This window comes from Campylobacter sp. BCW_4323 (genome assembly GCF_001763115.1).
In the GTDB taxonomy this organism is placed as follows: Bacteria; Campylobacterota; Campylobacteria; order Campylobacterales; family Campylobacteraceae; genus Campylobacter_D; species Campylobacter_D jejuni.
This window is the reverse complement of sequence record NZ_MJYC01000066.1, coordinates 115,682-134,109: the sequence shown is the minus strand read 5'-3', so window position 1 is coordinate 134,109 and position 18,428 is coordinate 115,682. Positions and strand designations below refer to the sequence as shown.

23 protein-coding genes and 1 pseudogene are annotated in these 18,428 nt (G+C 29.7%); 9 read left to right on the top strand and 15 right to left on the bottom strand.

Annotated features, from left to right (window positions below):
- Window position 1: 1 nt before the first annotated feature.
- The 5 genes from AJN60_RS07185 to AJN60_RS07165 are packed head-to-tail and all read left to right on the top strand — an operon-like array spanning window position 2 to window position 3,484.
- Window positions 2-763, top strand: coding sequence for an ATP-binding protein (locus AJN60_RS07185; RefSeq protein WP_070261226.1), 762 nt, complete (start codon window positions 2-4; stop codon window positions 761-763).
- A complete protein-coding gene (locus AJN60_RS07180; protein ID WP_070284842.1) occupies window positions 760-1,446 on the top strand; it encodes an endonuclease III domain-containing protein in 687 nt (228 codons plus the stop codon). The genes AJN60_RS07185 and AJN60_RS07180 overlap by 4 nt, the downstream gene beginning before the upstream one ends.
- Window positions 1,443-2,255, top strand: a complete 813-nt coding sequence (gene thiD, locus AJN60_RS07175) for a bifunctional hydroxymethylpyrimidine kinase/phosphomethylpyrimidine kinase (protein WP_002870538.1) — start codon at window positions 1,443-1,445, stop codon at window positions 2,253-2,255. Before AJN60_RS07180 ends, thiD begins: the two co-directional genes overlap by 4 nt.
- Window positions 2,245-2,877, top strand: a complete 633-nt coding sequence (gene thiE / locus AJN60_RS07170) for a thiamine phosphate synthase (protein WP_070286173.1) — start codon at window positions 2,245-2,247, stop codon at window positions 2,875-2,877. Before thiD ends, thiE begins: the two co-directional genes overlap by 11 nt.
- Window positions 2,855-3,484, top strand: coding sequence for a uroporphyrinogen-III synthase (locus AJN60_RS07165; protein ID WP_070286172.1), 630 nt, complete (start codon window positions 2,855-2,857; stop codon window positions 3,482-3,484). Before thiE ends, AJN60_RS07165 begins: the two co-directional genes overlap by 23 nt.
- Here the strand turns inward: AJN60_RS07165 and AJN60_RS07160 are convergent.
- From AJN60_RS07160 to fliW, 5 genes are read right to left on the bottom strand one after another with little or no spacing between them, the layout of a single operon-like run.
- Complete coding sequence (locus tag AJN60_RS07160) at window positions 3,481-3,933, bottom strand: hypothetical protein (protein WP_070286171.1); 453 nt, start codon at window positions 3,931-3,933, stop codon at window positions 3,481-3,483. The two genes, AJN60_RS07165 and AJN60_RS07160, sit on opposite strands and share 4 nt — an antisense overlap.
- The gene (locus AJN60_RS07155) at window positions 3,930-4,592 is read right to left on the bottom strand and encodes a hypothetical protein (RefSeq protein WP_070286170.1); all 663 of its coding nucleotides are present in this window, start codon (window positions 4,590-4,592) and stop codon (window positions 3,930-3,932) included. The genes AJN60_RS07160 and AJN60_RS07155 overlap by 4 nt, the downstream gene beginning before the upstream one ends.
- Window positions 4,589-4,891 carry a transformation system protein gene (locus AJN60_RS07150; protein WP_002855822.1) on the bottom strand — a complete coding sequence of 101 codons (303 nt, stop codon included), beginning with the start codon at window positions 4,889-4,891 and terminating at the stop codon, window positions 4,589-4,591. The genes AJN60_RS07155 and AJN60_RS07150 overlap by 4 nt, the downstream gene beginning before the upstream one ends.
- On the bottom strand, window positions 4,888-5,619 hold the full coding sequence (locus tag AJN60_RS07145; RefSeq protein WP_002870544.1) for a pyrroline-5-carboxylate reductase: 732 nt from the start codon (window positions 5,617-5,619) through the stop codon (window positions 4,888-4,890). Before AJN60_RS07145 ends, AJN60_RS07150 begins: the two co-directional genes overlap by 4 nt.
- Window positions 5,619-6,008: a flagellar assembly protein FliW gene (fliW, locus tag AJN60_RS07140; RefSeq protein WP_002852982.1), complete on the bottom strand. Its 390-nt coding sequence runs from the start codon at window positions 6,006-6,008 to the stop codon at window positions 5,619-5,621. Before fliW ends, AJN60_RS07145 begins: the two co-directional genes overlap by 1 nt.
- 161 nt (window positions 6,009-6,169) lie before the next feature.
- Here fliW and bamD point away from each other — a divergent pair, with 161 nt between their 5' ends.
- Together bamD and lon are read left to right on the top strand one after the other, a co-directional pair.
- Complete coding sequence (gene bamD / locus AJN60_RS07135; RefSeq protein WP_002877748.1) at window positions 6,170-6,817, top strand: outer membrane protein assembly factor BamD; 648 nt, start codon at window positions 6,170-6,172, stop codon at window positions 6,815-6,817.
- A gap of 16 nt (window positions 6,818-6,833) precedes the next feature.
- Complete coding sequence (gene lon, locus AJN60_RS07130) at window positions 6,834-9,209, top strand: endopeptidase La (protein WP_070286169.1); 2,376 nt, start codon at window positions 6,834-6,836, stop codon at window positions 9,207-9,209.
- A 60-nt stretch (window positions 9,210-9,269) separates the two neighbouring features.
- Here lon and rpsR read toward each other — a convergent pair whose 3' ends face one another.
- From rpsR to rpsF, 3 genes are read right to left on the bottom strand one after another with little or no spacing between them, the layout of a single operon-like run.
- The gene (rpsR, locus tag AJN60_RS07125; RefSeq protein ID WP_002853032.1) at window positions 9,270-9,530 is read right to left on the bottom strand and encodes a 30S ribosomal protein S18; all 261 of its coding nucleotides are present in this window, start codon (window positions 9,528-9,530) and stop codon (window positions 9,270-9,272) included.
- Window positions 9,531-9,540: 10 nt separating this feature from the next.
- Complete coding sequence (locus AJN60_RS07120; RefSeq protein ID WP_002861797.1) at window positions 9,541-10,092, bottom strand: single-stranded DNA-binding protein; 552 nt, start codon at window positions 10,090-10,092, stop codon at window positions 9,541-9,543.
- Between the two features lie 8 nt (window positions 10,093-10,100).
- Window positions 10,101-10,478 (bottom strand): 30S ribosomal protein S6, encoded by a 378-nt coding sequence (gene rpsF / locus AJN60_RS07115; RefSeq protein WP_002812868.1) that lies wholly within the window; start codon window positions 10,476-10,478, stop codon window positions 10,101-10,103.
- A gap of 216 nt (window positions 10,479-10,694) precedes the next feature.
- Here rpsF and AJN60_RS07110 point away from each other — a divergent pair, with 216 nt between their 5' ends.
- Window positions 10,695-11,969 carry an MFS transporter gene (locus AJN60_RS07110; protein ID WP_070286168.1) on the top strand — a complete coding sequence of 425 codons (1,275 nt, stop codon included), beginning with the start codon at window positions 10,695-10,697 and terminating at the stop codon, window positions 11,967-11,969.
- Window positions 11,966-12,967: a sugar phosphate isomerase/epimerase family protein gene (locus AJN60_RS07105; protein WP_070286167.1), complete on the top strand. Its 1,002-nt coding sequence runs from the start codon at window positions 11,966-11,968 to the stop codon at window positions 12,965-12,967. The genes AJN60_RS07110 and AJN60_RS07105 overlap by 4 nt, the downstream gene beginning before the upstream one ends.
- Here the strand turns inward: AJN60_RS07105 and AJN60_RS07100 are convergent.
- The 7 genes and pseudogenes from AJN60_RS07100 to AJN60_RS07070 form a co-directional block, all read right to left on the bottom strand.
- Window positions 12,960-13,820, bottom strand: coding sequence for a VirK family antimicrobial peptide resistance protein (locus AJN60_RS07100; protein WP_002870550.1), 861 nt, complete (start codon window positions 13,818-13,820; stop codon window positions 12,960-12,962). The genes AJN60_RS07105 and AJN60_RS07100 overlap by 8 nt on opposite strands.
- Entirely contained in the window at window positions 13,813-14,919 is a 1,107-nt protein-coding gene (rseP, locus tag AJN60_RS07095) for an RIP metalloprotease RseP (RefSeq protein WP_070286166.1), read from the bottom strand. The genes AJN60_RS07100 and rseP overlap by 8 nt, the downstream gene beginning before the upstream one ends.
- Entirely contained in the window at window positions 14,916-15,452 is a 537-nt protein-coding gene (pgsA, locus tag AJN60_RS07090) for a CDP-diacylglycerol--glycerol-3-phosphate 3-phosphatidyltransferase (protein WP_002871789.1), read from the bottom strand. Before pgsA ends, rseP begins: the two co-directional genes overlap by 4 nt.
- A gap of 96 nt (window positions 15,453-15,548) precedes the next feature.
- Window positions 15,549-16,154 (bottom strand): NAD(P)H-dependent oxidoreductase, encoded by a 606-nt coding sequence (locus tag AJN60_RS07085; protein ID WP_070286165.1) that lies wholly within the window; start codon window positions 16,152-16,154, stop codon window positions 15,549-15,551.
- Entirely contained in the window at window positions 16,154-16,774 is a 621-nt protein-coding gene (locus tag AJN60_RS07080; protein WP_070286164.1) for a nitroreductase family protein, read from the bottom strand. The genes AJN60_RS07085 and AJN60_RS07080 overlap by 1 nt, the downstream gene beginning before the upstream one ends.
- A gap of 64 nt (window positions 16,775-16,838) precedes the next feature.
- Window positions 16,839-17,263 (bottom strand): annotated as a pseudogene (locus tag AJN60_RS07075) (GNAT family N-acetyltransferase).
- An 11-nt stretch (window positions 17,264-17,274) separates the two neighbouring features.
- Window positions 17,275-18,363 (bottom strand): CinA family protein, encoded by a 1,089-nt coding sequence (locus tag AJN60_RS07070; protein WP_002852915.1) that lies wholly within the window; start codon window positions 18,361-18,363, stop codon window positions 17,275-17,277.
- Between the last annotated feature and the right edge of the window lie 65 nt (window positions 18,364-18,428).

The following is an 18,428-nucleotide window of genomic DNA, read 5'->3' as shown; positions in this document are numbered from 1 at the left end:
AATGGATTGGAATAAAACTTATGCAGCAATTTATAGAGCAAGAAAAGACTATTTAAAGCCTATTTTTGAAATCGATCCTATCACTTTAAAAGATTTAGTAGGTATGGAAAGTCAAAAAAAAGCACTTTATGAAAATACTTTAAATTTCATTCAAAATAAGGGAGCAAATCACGCACTTTTATGGGGATCTAAGGGCACTGGAAAATCAAGCTTAATTAAAGCTACATTTAATGAATTTAAAGAACAGGGCTTAAGACTTGTCGAATTAAATAAAGAAGATTTATTTGCCTTAGCAGATATCATCGATGAAATCAGATTAGAAAATTTTAAATTCATACTTTTTTGTGATGATTTTTCTTTTGAGAAGGGAGATGATAGTTATAAATTTTTAAAACCTTTACTTGAGGGAAGCATAGAAAAAGCCCCAAATAATATAATTATTTATGCAAGTTCAAATCGTAGGCATTTATTAAGTGAAAGCATTATTGATAATCTTGATACGCAAATTGCACATACAGAACTTCATTTAAGCGAGGCTGCTGAAGAAAGATTAAGCTTGAGCGATAGATTTGGTTTGTGGTTAAGTTTTTATCAGGGAAATTTAGAAGAGTATTTAAAGATGATAGATTTTTATTTTAAAGATTATTCTTGTGATAAAGAGCTTTTACACACTAAAGCTAAAGAATTTGCTACTCTAAGAGCAAGTAGAAGTGGTCGTACTGCAAAGCAATTTTATTTGGCTTTTAAGGAGAATTTTAAATGACTGGAGCGCAAATTTTTACCAAGCTTTTAAATTTGGATTTAAATTATCATGATTTTGATTGGCTTGAAAATCAAGGATTGAGTGAATTTGAGCTTTTAATTTCTGTGATTTTAACTCAAAATACAAATTGGAAAAATGTCTTAAAAGCTTTAGAAAATTTAAAAAAAGAAAATATTGCAAGCTTAGAACAAATCAATACTTTATCCAATTTAGAACTTGCAACTTTAATTAAGCCTAGCGGATTTTATAATACCAAAGCCAAGCGTTTAAAAGGCTTAGTAGAAAGTATCATCAACACTTATGAAAATTTAGAAAATTTTAAAACAAATGTAAGCAGAGAATGGCTTTTAAATATCAAAGGTTTGGGTTTTGAAAGTGTTGATGGTATTTTAAATTATCTTTGCAAAAGAGAGATTTTGGTTGTAGATAATTATAGTTTGCGTTTGGCTTTTCACTTAGGCTATGAGTTTGAAAATTATGAAGAATTAAGAGAATTTTTTCAAAGTGGTATAGAGAGTGAGCAAGAAAATTTGTGTAAAATTTTAGGGAGAAAATGCGAACTTTACGAACTTTATCAAATTTTTCATGCCTTGATCGTAGCTTTTGCAAAACAGAGTTTTAAAGGACAAAAATTAAGCCTTAAGGGTGAAGAATGGATCAAAATTTTAAAGGAAGATTTATGAAAGCAAAAGGAAGTGAACTTATACCTGTTTTAACTATAGCAGGGAGTGATTGTAGTGGTGGAGCAGGGATACAAGCCGATCTTAAAACCTTTAGTGCACACAATCTTTTTGGTATGAGTGTGGTTTTAAGTGTGGTAGCTGAAAATACCGCAAGGGTGATTTCTGTACACGATATACCTACTCAAAGCGTGGACGAACAAATGCTTGCCGTGTTTGAAGATATAGCGCCAAAGGCAACTAAAATTGGAATGATAGGTTCTTGTGAATTAATGAGCTGTGTAGCTAAAAATTTAAGCGAGTTTAAACCTCAAAACATAGTGATCGATCCTGTAATGTTTGCTAAAAATGGTTATGCTTTAATGCCGCAAGAAAATTGTGATTTTTTCAAACAAACCATAGTAAAATTTGCAGACATTCTTACGCCTAATATTCCTGAAGCAGAGTTTTTATGTGGTTTTAAGATCACTAATGAAGAGCAGATGATAAAAGCAGCTAAGCATTTATGTAGTTTGGGGGCTAAGGCGGTTTTACTTAAAGGCGGACATAGTGAAGAAAATGCCAATGATGTGCTTTATGATGGAAAAGAAATTTATATTTTAAAAGGCGAACGCATAGAAACTAAAAATACTCATGGTACAGGTTGTACGCTTTCTTCGGCTATTGCTAGTAATTTAGCTAAAGGCAAGGATTTATTTCACGCCGTTAGTGAAGCTAAAGAATATGTAAGAAATGCGATTTATTATTCACTCAATCTTGGAAAAGGTTGTGGTCCTACAAATCATTTTTTCAAGTTTTTAGATGAAAAATAAATTAGATCTTAGTCTTTATCTAGTTGCTACTAAGGGAAATAAAAGCGAGGAGTGTTTTTTAAATACTTTAGAAAATGCTATAAAAGGCGGAGTGAGTATCATACAACTTCGTGAAAAAGAGCTTAATGCAAGAGAATTTTATAAACTAGGTTTAAAGGTACAAAAACTTTGCAAGGCCTATAAAATACCTTTTTTGATTAACGATAGAGTGGACATAGCTTTAGCTTTAGATGCTGATGGGGTGCATTTAGGGCAGGAAGACTTAGAAGTAAAACTAGCTAGAAAGCTTTTAGGAGATGAAAAACTTATAGGCTTGAGTCTTAAAAAGCTAGAACAACTTGAGTTTATACAGGAAGCAAATTATCTAGGTTGTGGAGCCATCAAGACAACACCTACTAAAGAAAGTTCGCTTTTAAGCCTTGAGCTTTTAAGCCAAATTTGTGATAAAAGTCCTATAGGGGTTGTAGCCATAGGAGGGATTGATAAAGAAGCACTTGATGAGTTAAAGGGTATAAATTTAAGCGGCGTGGCTGTGGTTAGGGCGATCATGGATGCTAAAGATGCTTTTTTGGCGGCTAAAGAGCTAAAGTGTAAAATCTATGAAAATTTACCTCTTAAATGAAACTCCTTTTAAAGGGGTGGAAAATCTTATTTTAAATGAGATTGTTTTTTATGATTTTAATATAGATTTGGGTTTGTATGATGCTTTAATCTGTACTTCAAAAAATGCTTTAAAAGCTTTACAACATGCAAAAATCACTTTAAATTTCAAACTCAATTTATACGCTGTGGGACAAAGTACAGCTCAATATGCTAAAAATTTAGGTTTTAAAAAGATTAAAATTCCATCAAAGGCTTATGGAAAAGATCTTTTTCTTGAATTTAAAGAGGAGTTAAAAATACAAAAATGTTTGTATTTAAGGGCTAAAAATATTGTTTCAACTTTAAATTTGGATCTTAAAAAAGCGGGTGTGGATTTAGATGAAATGATTGTTTATGAAAATGTTTTTAAAAAAGGTGATAAAAAACTTACTCATCCTGCTATTTTTATATTTACCTCTCCTTTAAGTGTAGAAAATTTTTTAAAATTTTATAGCTTAAAAGAAGAAGATAAAATTGTAGCCATAGGGCAAAGCACAGCAAAGAAGCTTTTAAATTTTAAAAATCTTTATATATGTGAAAATCAAAGTCTTTTAGAGTGTGTTAAGCTTGCTAAGACTTTGGTTTAATTTTTTAAATTCCAAAAATTTTCTTTGGGATAAATAATAATGCTTTTTGTGAGTAAAATTTCATCATTGACATTTTTATCACGATTTAAAGCAATGCTAATGTGGGCTACAATAACACCATCTTTGCTTAAATTTGCATCGGGATTAAAGTTGGAAAATTTAAAATTAACACATTGTGCAATAGGATAAAAATATTTTATTTTAATCAAAGCTTTTGTGTAATTAAAATATATATTATCTAAACATTCTTTATTTTCTTGCTTTGCTTGATATAAAAAATATTTAGAAAATTGTGTTGCATTATGACTTAAAATTTGAGCTTGAAGGTAGTAATAACTATCTTGGATTATTTTTGGAGTATAGCTGGATATGTTTAAGGTCAAGCTCATCCATAGACTTATTAGTAGTATTAAAAAAATTGTCCAAATTAAAACATAAGCTTTTTTCATAGTAAAATTCTTTTTTCAAGGCAATATTTTGTTTGTCTTTTTAGGCAAATTTTTAATTTATTGTTTTGCAGGTTAAATGAGCTTATGTTTTTAGAAATTAATCCTTGTTGGTTTAATTGTTCATTAAATTTTGGTTTTATTTCATATATAAGTTCTCCATTTTGCAATTTGATAACTAATTGAGCTTGCAAAGGAATAAAACTACCTGTAAAATTTGCAGATATACCATTTTCTAAGATGAATATTTTTTCAACCTTATTAATTTTATAAGCATAGCTAATATGCTCATTGTCGTTATATAAATCTTTTCTGTTTTGGAGTTGTGTTTTAAAATCAGAATGAGGTGAATAAAGTGTATGATTATTTTCTAAAATAAGAGCAGAATTAATAAGATAAAGTTTATTATCTTTTAGGCTAATTAACTCATCTTTTAAAAGACATTTTAATGTATTTTGTGAAAATGTAATATTAATACAATTTTGTATTAATTTTTCTATTTTAAGCAAGTTTAAATGTGTTTGAGTGATAAGATTGTTTGTATGTAAAGCAGTGAAATTTAAATGATAAAAATCCATTAAAGGTTTTGAAAGTAAGCTAGTTATAAAAGTAAAAAGTATTAGTGATATTATAAGTTCAAAAAGTGTAAAAGCTTTGCTCATTCTTTAAAATAAACGCTATAATTTTGATCTTGAAAGTATAATTTTTGAAATTGAAATATACCATCATTAACAAACTGTTCTTGTAAAACTATAGGTTTTAAGGCTGAAGTTTGAAGTATGATGGTTTTAAAAATGGGCTTTTCATATAATTCTTCTTGAAGTTTATAGAGTCTTTCAAAAATATTTAAATTTTCATAGTTTTTGTAAAGTTGAGTATAGTAATAAAAAATACCAATGAAAATTAAAGATATGATCGTTATAGCACTAATACTTTCTATAAGTATGAAAGCCTTTTTCATTTAGCGCTGCTAGCATTTATGGCTTCAAAAAAACTTCCGCGAATTCCTTTTTGTTCGAGTATTTTTATGCCTTTTATTGTAACTCCGCCAGGGGAGCAAATATTTTCTTTAATAATAGCTGGATGTTCATGTTCTAGTAAAGTACTAGAGCTTTTAAATAAAGAGCGCGTAAGATTGAGACTAAGTTCTTTTGACAAACCTTCATAAACTCCAGCATTAGCAATACTTTCTGCTATAAGTGCTAAAAAAGCAGGAGCGCAGCCGCTAATCGCCATAGCTGCATTCATTTGTATTTCATTATCTAATTTATAAGCCGAGCCAAAAGTTTTTAAAATGTCTAAAATTTCATTTTCAAAATGAGAGTTTTTAAGTATATATGGTGTGGTTGAAGCCTTGTATTTAGCTGCTGTATTAGGCATTATTCTAACATAATTTTGAGCTTTGATGGTTTGTAGTTTTTCAAAATCAACATTGGCTAAAACAGAGATTAAGATACGTGCTTGTCCTTTTAGTATTTGAGCAATATTTTCTAAAGCATAGGGTTTAAATGCTAAAATAACATCTTTACCTTCTATGTTAAAATCTTTGTAAAGTAAGGTTTTAAAGCCTTCTTTGGTGAGGGCTTGAAGTTTTTCTATACTTCTTCCTACTATACAAATTTCATAATCATCTTTTAATCCATAGGCTAAGGCTGTTGCCATAGCTCCATTTGCAAGTATATAGAGCATTATTTTTTAATATAATTAGCAATTTGATCAGCTTGAAAAAAGTCCGGATAATTAACTGTATCTAGTATCACTTGTACCATAGTATTATTATCAAGATTAATGACTACTGGAGCTAGAAAATTCACTGTCGATTCTTCAATGCTTTTTGCTATGGCTACTATATTAAAAATTTTCATATTAGATTCAGGTGTTAAAGAAAGAAGCTCTTGATAATAAGTTGGTATATCAAATTCATAATCAGGTCTAATTAAATAAGGATTAATTAAAACAAAAGAAAAGTCTTTACCATCAAGACTTTTAAGTCTTACAAATACTTCATCGATAGTTGAAAATTCCATATTTTTGGTTTCTTCAAAACCTAAGATAGGGCATTTAACAGCTAGGGTCATGTTTTCTCCTCAAGTTATAATGTTTAATATTTTAACATAAAATAAGCAATAATCATTCCAAAATTTTAAATTATTTAATTAATTTTATTATAATTTTAGAAGAACATAATTATAAAATCGTTAAAATATAGATTTTTGAGAATATAAATCAAGGTTGAAGTATGAAAAAAGGTATTTTTTTATTGGTTTTTTTAAGTGTTTTTTTTAATGCGTGTAGTACGAAAAATGATGAAGGTTTATACAATCTTAGTGCTAGTGAGTGGTATAAGCAAATTATTAAAGATTTGCAGGACAAGGATTTGGAAAAAGCCGATGATCATTATAATGGTATGGCAAGTGAGCACGTTGCCGATCCTTTATTGGAAACTACTTTAATTATTTTAGCACAAGCTCATATGGATGAAGAGGAATATAAGTTAGCTGAATTTTATTTAGATGAATATAATAAAAAATTTGGAAATTCACGCAATGCTGATTATATTCGCTATCTTAAAATTAAAGCAAAATTTGATGCATTTGCAGTGCCAAATCGTAATCAGGCTTTAATGCTTGAAAGTCAAAAAGAAATAGATACTTTTTTGAAAGATTATCCTTATACAGAATATGAACCTTTGGTTCAGACAATGCTTACAAAATTTAATTTAGCGGTTTTTTATCTTAATAGTACTATAGAAAATCTATACCAGCGCATAGGGCATGATGAAAGTGCACAAATTTATAAACAAAGACTTCAAGAAAGTGAATTTTATCAGCAAAGTATTATCAAACCTGAGCTTCCTTGGTATAGAAGTATATTTGAAAGATTTTAATAAACAAGGAAAATAAATGCAGATTGAAGAGATACAAAATTATCCAGCAAATTTACCAGTATTGGTTGAAGATGAATTATTTTTATATCCTTTTATGATAACTCCTATTTTTATTAACGATTCATCCAATATGAAAGCTTTAGATCTTGCGATTAAAAATGATAGTATGCTTTTTGTTGCACCTTCAAGGTTGGAAAATGGAAGAAATTTTGATGAAATTTATAATTGTGGAGTGATTGGGACTATCATGCGAAAAGTTCCTTTACCTGATGGAAGAGTGAAAATACTTTTTCAAGGATATGCTAAGGGTAAAATTATAGAGCAAGTTTCTAATAAACCTTTGGAAGCCAAGATAGAACTTATAAAAGAAGACTTTTTAGAAGGAACTAAAAAAGAAGCACTTCTTGAAGTTTTAAAAGAGAAGGTAAAAAATTTGGCAAATATTAGTCATTATTTTTCTCCGGATCTTTTAAGAACAATTGAAGAAGGCTTTGATGCATCTAGGATTTGTGATTTGATTTTAAATACTGTGCGCATTAAAAAACAAGTTGCTTATGAGTTTTTTGTTTTAACAGATCTTGAGCAAAAATTAGTAAAATTAATAGATTTAATTGCTCAAGAAATAGAAGCCAATAAAATTCAAAAAGAAATTAAAAACAAAGTACATTCTCGTATTGACAAGGTAAATAAAGAATATTTTTTAAAAGAACAATTAAGACAAATTCAAAAAGAGCTTGGTTCTGATACACAAAAAGAAGATGAGGTTAGAGAATATCAAAAGCGTCTGGAGTTAAAGAAGAAATTTATGCACGAAGACGCTTATAAAGAAATCAAAAAACAAATTGAAAAATTCGAACGCATTCATCAAGATAATTCCGAAGCATCGATGATTCAAACTTACATAGAAACAGCATTAGATATTCCTTTTGAAAAAATTTCTAAGAAAAAACTTGATATTAAAGAAGTTTCAAAACAGCTCAACCATGATCATTATGCATTAAATAAACCAAAAGAACGCATAGAAGAATATTTTGCAGTTAGGGAACTTTTAGAAAAAAGAAAAATAGCAGAAAAAGATGGTGCTAAAGTTATACTTTGTCTTTATGGGCCTCCTGGCGTGGGTAAAACTTCACTGGCAAATTCTGTTTCAAAAGCTTTAAAAAGAGAGCTTATTCGTATAGCCTTAGGTGGACTTGAAGATGTTAATGAGCTGCGTGGTCATCGTAGAACTTATATAGGCGCTATGCCTGGACGTATTACCCAAGGACTTATAGAGGCAAAACAAATTAATCCTGTAATTGTATTGGATGAAATTGATAAATTAAATCGCAGTTTTAGAGGAGATCCAAGTGCGGTGCTTTTAGAAATTTTAGATCCAGAGCAAAATTCTAAATTTAGGGATTATTATTTAAATTTTAATATTGATTTAAGTAAAGTCATTTTTATAGCAACGGCAAATGATATTAGCAATATTCCTGCACCTTTAAGAGATAGAATGGAATTTATAGAACTTAGCTCTTATACTCCAAGTGAAAAATTTCATATAATGAAAAAATATTTAATTCCAGATGAGCTTAAAAAACATGGCTTAAAATCCAATGAATTATCTATTGATGATGAAACTATAGAGTTAATCATTAGTGATTATACTCGTGAATCAGGAGTTAGAAATTTGCGTCGCAAAGTGGCAGAGTTGTGTCGTAAGAGTGCTAAAAAACTACTTTTAGAAAATATTAAAAAAGTCATTATTAATACAAAAAATTTGAATGAATTTTTAGATAAAAAAGTTTTTGAAATAGAAAAAAATAATGGAGAAAATCAAGTAGGTCAGGTTAATGGTTTGGCTTGGACAAGTGTAGGTGGAGATGTTTTAAAAGTAGAGGCTGTAAAAATTAAAGGTAAAGGAGAATTAACGCTCACGGGAAGTTTGGGTGATGTAATGAAAGAATCAGCTAGAATTGCTTTTAGCATGATAAAAGTTTTAATCGATGAAGGAAAAATAAAAATACCTAAAAAAATAATTATCGATCCTAAAGTTAATGTTTATGATAGTTATAATATTCATATACATGTGCCAGATGGAGCTACTCCAAAAGATGGCCCAAGTGCAGGCATTACGATAAGCACAGCTATTGCTTCTATTTTTAGTGATAGAAAGGTTAAAGCAGATGTTGCAATGACAGGTGAAATAGATTTAAAAGGAAAAGTTTTACCAATAGGTGGATTAAAAGAAAAATTAATTGCGGCTTATAAAGCAGATATAAAAATAGCTTTAATCCCAAGAAAAAATTACGAAAGGGATTTAAAAGATATTCCTAGTGAGGTTAGAGATAATATGGAAATCATTGCTATTGATACTTTTAGTGATGTTTTAGAATATACTTTGGTTTAATTTTATTTTGAGAATAAATGTATATAAAAGCAAACTTTTTACAAGTTTGCTTTTAAAAGATTATAGTCCTTCAAAAGGATTATTGATTACTTCTTTTCTATCCACTATATAAGGGATAAGAGCTACATGTCTTGCACGTTTGATTGCAACTTCTACCATTTCTTGGTATTTTTTGCTTGTACCTGTTAAACGGCGTGGCATGATTTTAAATCTTTCAGATAAAGCATGTTTTAACATTGCTGTATCTTTATAATCAATAAATTCAACTTTTGCTTCAGTGTATTTGCAATATTTGCGAGAGTATTTTCTTTTTTCTGCCATAGTTTATCCTTTAAAATGGTAAATTAGTATCATCGCTATCATAAGCATCGATATCAATTTCTTTTAATTTTTCTTCGTGTTGTGGGTTTTGGTTTCTTTGTGGAGCAGGGTTTGCTTTTGCTTTATTAAAATTTTGATTTTCACTCATATAAGGATCATAGCTTTGATTTTCATAGTTTCCACTATAATTGTTGTTTGAAAAGCTATTATTGCCAATTCCACCTTGTTGTGGAGCATTGGAATTGCCGCCAAGCATTTCCATATTTTCAACTTGAATGCTATGTTTAGAGCGATTTTGCCCATTTTGATCACTCCATTGTTCAAATCTCAAACGTCCTTCTATGAGTACTTTTGAACCTTTTGTAAGGTATTGGTTTGCAACTTCTGCGGTGCGACCATAAAAGCTTATATCAATAAAGCAAGTTTCCTCTCTTTTTTCTCCATTTGTGGTAAATCTTCTTGTTACTGCGATAGCAGAAGCCCCAATAGCACTACCGCTTTGTGCATAACGCATTTCTATATCACGTGTAAGATTTCCAACCAAAACAACTTTGTTAAACATCTTTTTCCTTATTGAATTTCAGGAGCATCTAAAGGTTTGATTTCTTTTTTAGATTGCTTAATCCCGTGGCTTAGTTTTTCCCAAGCTGCAATTTCTTTTTTGTTTTCATATTTTACGATTAAAAATCTTATTACTTCTTCAGTGATTCTTAACACCCTTTCAAGCTCAGCGATCAAGTTTGTAGGAGCTTTGAAATAAATCACAAAATAAGTTCCTCTTTCGTATTTTTTGATTTTATACGCTAATTTTCTAGTGCCCATTGGAACAACAGTTTCAATTTCTGCACCATTTTTGGTTAGGACTTCTTTAACGAATTCCAACTTCGCATTCACTTCCTCTTCGGTAAGTGTTGGTTTTAAGATAAATAAAACCTCATAATGTTTCATCTTTTCTCCTTATGGATATTAAAGCCCATTTTCATGAGCAAGGATTTTGCATAAAGCAAGACTAAATTATATCAAAATATACTTAATTTATACTTCAATAAGTGTTGTAACTTTTTGTAATTACTGTTTATAATTTAAAGGTGAAATTTTAACCTTTTATCTTAATCCGTGATGTAATTAATTTAAGTTGCGAATTGTTAAAAAAGGAGGGTGGATATGAATAGTACGAAACCTATTCGTTGGTTTACTTTTATCGTTTTAGTTATTGGCGGAGGAACTGTTTTTAAACTTTCCTCTTTAAAAGATGCCTTTTATGTGCCTATGCAAGAATTTATGAATCTTAGCAATACACAAATTGGACTCGCGCTCTCAGTTTATGGCATAGTGCAAACGGTGGGAAATTTTGCATCTATTTATATAGCAGATAGATTTTCTAAAAAAATACTCATTCCTTTTTCATTGGTTTGTGTGGGTTTGGTTGGAATTTATATTTCTACTTTTCCTTCTTTTTATGGAATTTTAATAGCTTGGGGTTTGCTTTCTTTATTTGGAGAAGTTGTGTATTGGCCTGTTTTGCTTAAAGCCATTCGCTTGCTTGGAGATTCTACTCAACAAGGAAGACTTTTTGGATTTTTAGAAGCAGGACGTGGTGTTATAGATACTATAGTTGCTTTTAGTGCTTTGGGAATTTTTTTACTTTTAGAGTCTGGCGCAGGTGGACTTAAGGCTGCTATATTATTTTATAGCGCTTGTGTGATTATAGCAGGTATTTTGGCATATTTTCTACTTGAAGATGACAAAATTAATACCCAAGATGAGCAAGGAAATGAAATCAGTAAAAACAAAGTCGCTTGGAATGGAGTTATCAAAGCGATTAAAACTCCTGAAATTTGGGTGGTATCTTTGACCATTTTTACTATTTATTCTGTGTATTGTGGTTTGACTTATTTTATTCCATTTTTAAAAGATATTTATGGTATGCCTGTGGCTTTGGTCGGTGCTTATGGTATTATCAATCAATACACTTTAAAATTAGTAGGTGGGCCAATTGGGGGATATTTAGCAGATAAAACCTTTAAATCTTCAACAAGATATTTGCGTTTTGCTTTGATTTTAGGAGCCTTGGCCATATTAATTTTTGTTTTTATGCCTCATGAGAAATTAAATATTTATTTTGGTATGAGTTTAACCTTAGGTTTTGCCGCTCTTGTTTTTACTATGCGTGCGACATTTTTTGCACCTGTGGATGAGATAGAAGTACCTAGAGAAATTAGCGGAGCTGCTATGAGTATAGCTTGTATTTTTGGTTATTCTCCACAACTTTTTTGTTTTGCGCTTTATGGTTTTATGATCGATCATTTTAAAGGTTTATTAGGCTATCAAATTGTTTTTGCGTTAATGGGGATTTTTGCTATTTGTGGTGTGATTGTAACTACGATTTTACTTAAGATGATAGCTAGAAAAAAAGCATCAAAAGGAGTGGTATCATGAAAATAGGTTTAGAAACTGAAAGCATGCATTTATGGTTTCAAAATGGCAGGATGGATATATTTTCTTATATCGATTTTGCTAAAAATTTGGGCTGTGAGGGTGTGATTATAAATATCATTAAAGATTTTGGTTTGGATGAAGAATGGGGATGCTTAGGAAGCGATGACGAAAATCATCTTAAAAAAATTAAAGCTAAATTGGATGAATTCAATATGTATTGTGAGATCGACTCTAAGGGTTTTAATAAAGATAAATTTGAAAAAATTGCTAAAGTAGCTTCTATTTTAGGCGCTAAAATTATACGCTCTTATGTGCCCTTAACCGATAAAAATAAAAAGGTTAAACATGCTAGCGATGGGGCTTATGATGATTCTAAAATTACTGCTAGATTCGATAAAGAAGATTTTTTAGCTACAAAGGATGAAATAAAAGCTTTGATACCGATTTTGGAAAAATATGATTTAAAACTTGCTATAGAAAATTATGAGTATCAAACTTCAGAGGATTTGCTTGATTTGTTGAAATTGATCAATCATCCTAAAATAGGATTTTTATATGATTTTGGAAATTCCATGATGGCCTATGAAGATCCTATAAAAGCTTGCAAGGACATGGCTAAATATACTTTTAGCACGCATTGTAAAGATCATATAGTTTTCATTGAAGAGGGTGTAGAATATGTTTGTGGCGTTCCTTTAGGAGAAGGAAATTTAGACATTAAAACTTGTGTAGAAATTCTTAAAAAAGAAGGACTTGACCGTATTAATGTAGAGCAATGTTATCCTTATTGTGCGACTTTTAAAAGAGAAAAAGGAACAGGCGGGGTTAAAGAATTAGGTAAAGGGGCTTTTAAGATAGAAAAAGCTTTATTTGAAGATTTAAAAGCTATGCAGTATTATTATCCCCAAGAAGTATCTCAAGAATGCTTAGAGAGGCTTTTAAAACTTCAAAAAAAAGGTTGCGAGAAAAGTGTAGAATATTTAAAAAGTATTATTTAGATAAAATTTGGAATAAATTTTGTTTAATATTTTCAAGCATAGCAAAACGTTTTTTATACATGGAGCGTTTTTGCGAAGGGATTTCTTCTAGGTTTTTTTGCGAGTGGTGGAGCTTGTAGTATTTGTGTTTATCGATTTTTATTAATTCTCCACCATTTTCTAGCCAAATTTTTTGATAATCTACAAAATAGCCCTTTTCTTTTCCTTTTTGAGAACGGATTTGATTTTTTTCATGTACACCTAAAGTAGCTTGAAGTTTTAAAATTTCACAAAGCATCTTAGAGCATTCTATAAGTAAAGCAACAGGGCGCAAACCGTGACATTTTTTAGTTAAAATTTTATTAATTTCTAAAATATTGAAATCTTTGTATTTATATCCTTGTATGCAAGAAAGTAGAAGATTATTTTCTAAAGTAAAGCAAAAATTACATTGTGAAATAGTGTATTTTTTAAATTTTAAAGAAAAAGCCCAAAAACCTTCTTCGTAAACATTATGGTTATATCCTAAAAAAAGCTCAAAATCTTTATCAAAAGAAAAAATCATTTGTTCTTCGGGAAGAAATTTAAAACAAGTAAGTCCCTTATCAACATCATAAATAAGTGTTTTAACGCGTTCATTTGCTTTAAAACTTTTATCGCAAAATCTTCTTGTAGCATTGTAGCAAGCATAGGGTCTTTGAGAGAAAAAGTCTTTTAAATGTTTATTTTTTTCTTCATTAAGCGTTTTTTCCAGAAGTCTTACTTGAGGAAAATATAGAATTTTTCTTGCTTGAAAACGCAAATAGCGCCAAAAGATGATACTTTTTCTTCTATCAGTAAAATTTGGAATAGGGTAGGAAAATTTTTTATTCACCTGCAATCCTTGATATATCATTATAAGTTGCAAAGAGCATCAAGCTTAAAAGTATTGCCATGCCTGCATAACTTAGATATTCAAAAGCACGCTGTGGAACCTTGCGTCTAAAAATCATTTCATAAATATTAAAAAGTATATGTCCTCCATCAAGCATAGGAATAGGCAAAAGATTTAAAATGCCTAAATTTATAGAAATTAAAGCAGTGATAAATAAAAGTAAAGTAAAGCTATTTTGTGCAGCCTTTGAGGTAATTTCAGTCATGGTGATAATACCACCTAAATTTTTTGCTTCAACTTCACCACTTATGAGTTTTACTATACCCTTGATGATGAGTGTAGAAGCTTGAAAACTTTCTTGTGCGGCATATTTAAAACTTTCTAAACCTTGATGTTTTACAAGAGTGCTTGTACCATTTGGACTGATTCCAAGTTGAGGTTTTTCAATAATTTGCCCAAAGTCATTATATCCTTGTCCTATTTTTGGAGTTAAAATAAATTCTAAATTTTTTCCTTCTCTATTGATTAATATTTTCAAAGGCTTTAAACTTAAATGTTTTGAAATTTCATCAAAGCTTTGAATTTTTACACCGTTGATTTCTAAGATAGTATCATTTTTTTGAAGTCCTATGTCTTGTGCAGCAGAGTTTGGCGCTATGTTTCCTATTTGCGGAGCAAGTTTTTCTAAGCCTAAATTTCCTATGATAATATAAAGAAAAAAAGCTAAAATCAGGTTAAAAAATGGTCCAGCAAAAAGAATATAAATCTTTTTTAAAGGACTTAAAATGCTATAGCTATCTTTGTCTAGATTTTCAAAACCAGGACGCATATCATCTTGTCCTTTAAGTTTAACATATCCTCCAAGTGGCAAAGCACTTAAGCGATAGTTTGTGCCTTTAAATTCGCGTTCTATAAGACTTTTTCCAAATCCTATGCTAAAGACTTCAACTTTTACACCCAAAGATCTTGCAGCTAAAAAATGTCCTAATTCGTGAAAGAAAATTAAAAATGAGATGACTAAAACAGTTGCTAAAAATTCAATAGAATAAAATTTAATTCCTAAAATCAAAATAATAATTAAAAACAATAAAGATCTCATTTTTCTCCTTTTTTTTGAGCTTTTGTATAAGTATAGATGTATTCGAATCCAGAATAAAGAGTTAAAATTAAAGCTATATAAAGTAGAATTTCTCCGCCTATCCACTCCATGATTAAAAATCCTATCGCAGTCATTTGAAAAGCGGTTTTAAGTTTGCCTGCAAAAGAAGCATTGACATTTAAATTTTCACTGATCATCACAACTCTAAAACCTGTGATAAAAAATTCCCTTACTAATATAATATAAATTACCCATTCATTAGCTTTTCCTGTGAGTAAAAGCCCTAAAAAAGCTGCTAAAACAAGCATTTTATCAGCTAATGGATCTAAGATTCCGCCCAGTTTTGTAGTTTGTTTCCAAGTTCTTGCGATGTATCCGTCAAAAAAATCACTTAAAGCTGCTAATGAAAAAGTTAAAGCAGCAAAATAGTTAATCCAACTTTGATGAATGTTTTCAAATTTATGAATTAGTAAAAAAAATAATAAAGGCGCTAAAACCATTCTAAAAATCGCCAAGATATTGGGTAAATTCATAACAAACCTTGTGAAATTAAATGTAAAATTATAATCAAAATTGTATAAAATTTAAGCAAAGACTTAGTAAAAATACAAAAAAGAATCAGTTTATTTTTATTTAAATTTTACAACTTCATCAAAACTAAAACGATTTTTTTGAGGATTTTTTTTATCGTTGCAATATCCTAAAGCCACCACCAAACTTGATCTTTCTTTTTGAATATCAAGTGATAAATAAGAATCAAGCTTTTCTTTATCAAAACCACCTATAGTGCAGCTTGCTATATTTAAAGCATTAGCACTGTAAAGTATGCTAGCTAGAGCTATATGAGCTTGTTCTCTTGCATAAGATATTTTTTGTTCTTGATTTAGAGATTTTAAAAAAGGCATATAAGTATCTAAGCGTTTTTGAATTTCTGTTTCGCTCATATCTCTTTTTCTAAGTTTTTCTTCAAAATAATCCAAAAAATCAAGTCTTGAAATGATGATAATTAATGCAGCACAATCTTTTACATGTTTTTGTTGGTTGCAAATTTTAGAAAGTTCTTCTTTTCTTTTCTCATCTTGCACTACTATAAATTTCCAAGGTTCCAGTCCTAAGGAGCTGGGGCTTAATCTTGCTATTTCTAAAATAGAATTTAAATCCTCTTTTTTGAGTTTTTCATTTTTAAAATTTCTACAAGAATATCTTGAGCTAAAAATTTCAAGTTCTTTTTTCATTATTTTTCCTTGTAAAATTCGACGACTTCATTAAAATTTAAGCGTTGAGTAGAATATTTTGGTTCGTGGGCTTTATATCCTAAGGATAAAATTACAGCAGTTTCAAAAGGATAAGTTAAATGAAGAAAATCATCAACCCTAGCTTTTTCAAAGCCACCTATCATACAAGAATCAATACCTAAGCTCATTGCAGCTAGCGACATTTGCATCATAGAAAGATAGCATTGAAGTTGTGCGTAATGATAGAGTTCATTATCATTCATTGCATTGGTTTTATGGGTGTAAATTTCTAAAATTTTTTGAAAATTTTCTTCGCTAGAACCTGAGAAACGACGCACTTGTTTTTGTGCAAATTCATCTTTGCTTTGAAGATCTTTTCTTGCTAGAAAAATGATATTATGACTCGCACTTGCTACATTTTGTTGATTGTAACATAGAGTTGAGAGTTTAAGATTGTGTTCTTTTTGTTCTAATACTACAAATTTCCAAGGCTCAAATCCATGTGAGCTTGGGGCTAAGACTCCACTTTCTAAGATAAAATGCAAATCCTTTTCATTGATTTTTTTATCATTAAAAAGTTTACAAGCTCTGCGTTTTGAAATTAGTTCTTTAAAATTCATTTTATTCCTTAAAATCAAAAAATAATAATATTAATTATAAAATGCAAAGCTTAATCAAAAAATATTATAGTTTGATATTTTTCTTAAAAACAAAACCGGATTTTTCAAAACCCATTTTTTGGATATAAAATTCATGAGCTTGTGTTCTAAAAAACTTGAACTTAGTTCTAATTCTTCATATCCTTGATTTCTTACTCAAATTTGGATTTTTTAAGAAAGCTTGACACCCATGCCTTTTCCTCTTAAAGTTTCATCTACGACAAAATCACAAATATAAAGACAATGGTTATGATAAAGTACATTAAAAGGCATGATTCCACAAGCTGCTTTGTAGCTTCCCTCATTTTTATAGGCAAAAAGTTTATAATGTTGAGTTTGTGTAGCAAGTTGGATTTTGTCTAAAAAATCTTTCAGAGATAGGTTATTTCTTAATTGTTTTATCAAGGGATAAATTTTTTCCAAGTCTTCTTTTAGCTTAATTTCTTTCATTTTTAAATCCCTTAAATTTCAAAAATCTCAGGTTTTAATTTTAAAAGTAGGCAAAAAGTTGCCAAAACAGCTTGTTCTTGCATAAATTCACGATCTCCATCTAAATAAAGCGTTTCTTGGATAAAAGTTCCATCTCTAAACATTGCACCTATATAAATAGTGCCTGATTTTATTTTTCCCTCATCTTTTTCGCCAACTACTCCGCTAATAGCTAAGGCAAAATCAGGATTAGCTGTTTTAAAAATACCTTTTAGCATAAAATAAACACAACGTTCACTGTATTCGCCATTATTTTCTAAGACGCTTTCGCTAATTCCAAGCCATTCGTGTTTGATGCGGTTGGAATAACTTACAATAGAACCTTCAAAAATTTCACTTACACCTGAAATTTTGGTTAAGGTGCTTGCACAAAGTCCACCTGTGCAACTTTCAGCAAAAGAAATTTTTAATTTTTTTTCTAAAAGTTTAGAGCTTATAAAATGTATAGGATCTTTACCCAAAAACACCTTTTGTCCAAAAAGATTTTTTACGCTATTTAAAAAACCATCAAGTTTTCCAAAATTAGCGCAAGTGGCCTTAATAAGCACAAGATTATCTAAAAGCTTGGTTGATTTTATACTTATCTCATAAGATTTTGTTAGGGTTTGCAGTAGCAATATAGCGCTTTCATCATCCATACCAAAAATGCAAAAATATGCAAAATTTAATTTTATATGCCCAAGAAGATTGGGTAATTTTTCGCTTGGATTTATTTTAACGACATTGATTTTTGAATTTGAAAAATTACACACAAAGCTATTTTTACTAAATTCTGCTTTATCTGGAACCAAGGTATCATCTTTTAAGATAAGATTATCATCATTTAAAGTTGCTAAAATTTTAGCAACAGTCGCATAATGCAAAGGGCTTGTAAATAAAGTGATAAAATCATACTGATTTAAGAGGTTTTCAAGCAAAAAGGGTAAATCTTTATCGGTTTTATTTTGTATGCGAATTTCGTTAATTTCTTTAAATTTTTCTTCATAAGTTCTATAAATATAATTTTTGAATTTTTCGTTTATAGTAAGCTCATCTCCTATAAGATAAAGCAAATGTTTCATAAATTTTCCTTTTTTTCTTATAATTATAGCCAAAAACAAAGTAGAAATTAAAGCTAATTTGAGTA

Bases quoted from the DNA above. Each gene is read 5' to 3' on its own strand.
- AJN60_RS07185 (WP_070261226.1), top strand. From the start codon at position 2: ATGGATTGGAATAAAACTTATGCAGCAATTTATAGAGCAAGAAAAGAC.
- AJN60_RS07180 (WP_070284842.1), top strand. From the start codon at position 760: ATGACTGGAGCGCAAATTTTTACCAAGCTTTTAAATTTGGATTTAAAT.
- thiD (WP_002870538.1), top strand. From the start codon at position 1,443: ATGAAAGCAAAAGGAAGTGAACTTATACCTGTTTTAACTATAGCAGGG.
- thiE (WP_070286173.1), top strand. From the start codon at position 2,245: ATGAAAAATAAATTAGATCTTAGTCTTTATCTAGTTGCTACTAAGGGA.
- AJN60_RS07165 (WP_070286172.1), top strand. From the start codon at position 2,855: ATGAAAATTTACCTCTTAAATGAAACTCCTTTTAAAGGGGTGGAAAAT.
- AJN60_RS07160 (WP_070286171.1), bottom strand. From the start codon at position 3,933: ATGAAAAAAGCTTATGTTTTAATTTGGACAATTTTTTTAATACTACTA.
- AJN60_RS07155 (WP_070286170.1), bottom strand. From the start codon at position 4,592: ATGAGCAAAGCTTTTACACTTTTTGAACTTATAATATCACTAATACTT.
- AJN60_RS07150 (WP_002855822.1), bottom strand. From the start codon at position 4,891: ATGAAAAAGGCTTTCATACTTATAGAAAGTATTAGTGCTATAACGATC.
- AJN60_RS07145 (WP_002870544.1), bottom strand. From the start codon at position 5,619: ATGCTCTATATACTTGCAAATGGAGCTATGGCAACAGCCTTAGCCTAT.
- fliW (WP_002852982.1), bottom strand. From the start codon at position 6,008: ATGACCCTAGCTGTTAAATGCCCTATCTTAGGTTTTGAAGAAACCAAA.
- bamD (WP_002877748.1), top strand. From the start codon at position 6,170: ATGAAAAAAGGTATTTTTTTATTGGTTTTTTTAAGTGTTTTTTTTAAT.
- lon (WP_070286169.1), top strand. From the start codon at position 6,834: ATGCAGATTGAAGAGATACAAAATTATCCAGCAAATTTACCAGTATTG.
- rpsR (WP_002853032.1), bottom strand. From the start codon at position 9,530: ATGGCAGAAAAAAGAAAATACTCTCGCAAATATTGCAAATACACTGAA.
- AJN60_RS07120 (WP_002861797.1), bottom strand. From the start codon at position 10,092: ATGTTTAACAAAGTTGTTTTGGTTGGAAATCTTACACGTGATATAGAA.
- rpsF (WP_002812868.1), bottom strand. From the start codon at position 10,478: ATGAAACATTATGAGGTTTTATTTATCTTAAAACCAACACTTACCGAA.
- AJN60_RS07110 (WP_070286168.1), top strand. From the start codon at position 10,695: ATGAATAGTACGAAACCTATTCGTTGGTTTACTTTTATCGTTTTAGTT.
- AJN60_RS07105 (WP_070286167.1), top strand. From the start codon at position 11,966: ATGAAAATAGGTTTAGAAACTGAAAGCATGCATTTATGGTTTCAAAAT.
- rseP (WP_070286166.1), bottom strand. From the start codon at position 14,919: ATGAGATCTTTATTGTTTTTAATTATTATTTTGATTTTAGGAATTAAA.
- pgsA (WP_002871789.1), bottom strand. From the start codon at position 15,452: ATGAATTTACCCAATATCTTGGCGATTTTTAGAATGGTTTTAGCGCCT.
- AJN60_RS07085 (WP_070286165.1), bottom strand. From the start codon at position 16,154: ATGAAAAAAGAACTTGAAATTTTTAGCTCAAGATATTCTTGTAGAAAT.
- AJN60_RS07080 (WP_070286164.1), bottom strand. From the start codon at position 16,774: ATGAATTTTAAAGAACTAATTTCAAAACGCAGAGCTTGTAAACTTTTT.
- AJN60_RS07070 (WP_002852915.1), bottom strand. From the start codon at position 18,363: ATGAAACATTTGCTTTATCTTATAGGAGATGAGCTTACTATAAACGAA.